At 74.3% G+C, this 1,523-nt stretch carries 2 protein-coding genes; both read left to right on the forward strand.

Going from position 1 to position 1,523, the window contains the following annotated elements:
• Positions 1–859, forward strand: an 859-nt coding sequence (locus NON22_RS24155) for a nuclear transport factor 2 family protein (protein WP_257389532.1), incomplete at its 5' end; no start/stop codon positions are given.
• A 268-nt stretch (positions 860–1,127) separates the two neighbouring features.
• Positions 1,128–1,523 (forward strand): hypothetical protein (locus tag NON22_RS24160; protein WP_257389533.1); only part of this gene is annotated, 396 nt, incomplete at its 3' end.

A 1,523-nucleotide genomic window follows, 5' to 3' on the forward strand; every position in this document is an offset into this window, starting at 1 on the left:
GGCCGATGCCGCGCCTGCGCCGGCCACGGCGCAGGCCGCGGTCGACGCCCTGCTCGCGACCGACCGCGACTTCGCCCGCGCCAGCGCCGCGACCGACCCGGTCAGCGGGCTCAGTGCCATGTTCGCCGACGACGTGGTCATGCCGGTGCGCGGCAACCGCTTCGCGCGCGGCCTGGACGAAGTGCGCGACTACCTGCGCAGCACGCCCGACTACCAGAAGTCGCACCTCGACTGGACGCCGCAGCGCGGCGGCATTTCGGCCGACGGCCAGCACGGCTTCACGTTCGGCTACATGACCCTGCACAAGCCCGACGCAAGCACGCAGCCGCTGAAGTACCTCGCCTACTGGGTGCGCCGCGGCGGCGACTGGCGCGTCGTCGCCTACAAGCGCAGCGTCAGCCATCAGGCGCCGCAGGCCGCCACGCCGCTGCCGCCGGCGCTGCCTGCCGAGTTCGGCGCGGCCGCCGCGGACGCGACGCGGACCCAGGAATACGCGCGCAGCCTCGACCAGGCCGAGCGCGCGTTCTCCGACGAAGCGCAGCGCATAGGCCTCGGCCCGGCCTTCGCCAAGTACGGCAGCGCCGATGCGATCAACCTCGGCGGTCCGGACGATGCGCTCGTCGTGGTCGGCGCCGACAAGATCGCCGCGACCGTCGGCGCCGGCAGCGCGCCGGGCACCAGCCCAGTGACCTGGGCGCCCGATGAAGTCATCGTCGCCGCCAGCGGCGATCTCGGCATCACGATCGGCTTCCTGCAGCCGAACGCGGCCGCTCCGGACGGCAGCCGCAAGCCGATCCCGTTCTTCACGATCTGGCGCCGCCCCGATACGAAATCCGCCTGGCGCTACGTCGCCGAATGAACCGCGGTGCGCGGCTCGGTCTCCCGCGACTGCGCCGCCGCCCGCCGCATCCGGCGGCGATCGTCGTCCGGCGCCGCCCCGTCGCCATCCCTGCCCCTGCTAGACTCGCGCGGCGCCGAAGCGGCTGCGATGGCCGCGCCGGCGCGCCGTCCGCGCCGTACCACGGCACGACGACCGACCACTCCCCGCCTGTCCGACCTGCCAACGGCTGCCGCGCATACGGTGGTGCGGCGCCGACCGGACCGGCACGCGCCGAGACCGCCGGAGCATGCAGGATCCACGAGCCACGCCGGACGCAGAACGCCGTACTGCGTCCGCGGAACACGACGGCGGAACACGCGCGCCGTCGCGCGCGCTCGCCGTCGCCGTCGCCGCGCTGGCCGCGACGGCGGCGCTGCTGTTCGCGCTCGCGTTCCATCCGGGCTGGCTGTCCTTCGACAGCAGCTATCAATGGTGGCAGGCGCGCAGCGGCGAGATCTCCAACATCAACGGCATCGGCATCGTGCTGCTGTGGCAGGCCGCGCGGCTGTTCCACGAAGGTCCGCAGCCGCTGCTGCTGCTGCAGCTCGCGCTGTTCTGGAGCGGCGTCGCGCTGCTCGCGCTGAGCGCCGCGGCGACCGCGCGCGCGCGCCTCGCGCTGCCGCTGCTGCTCGCCGTCGCGCCG

Origin of the sequence: Tahibacter caeni, from assembly GCF_024609805.1 — a bacterium.
Classification (GTDB): domain Bacteria; phylum Pseudomonadota; class Gammaproteobacteria; order Xanthomonadales; family Rhodanobacteraceae; genus Tahibacter; species Tahibacter caeni.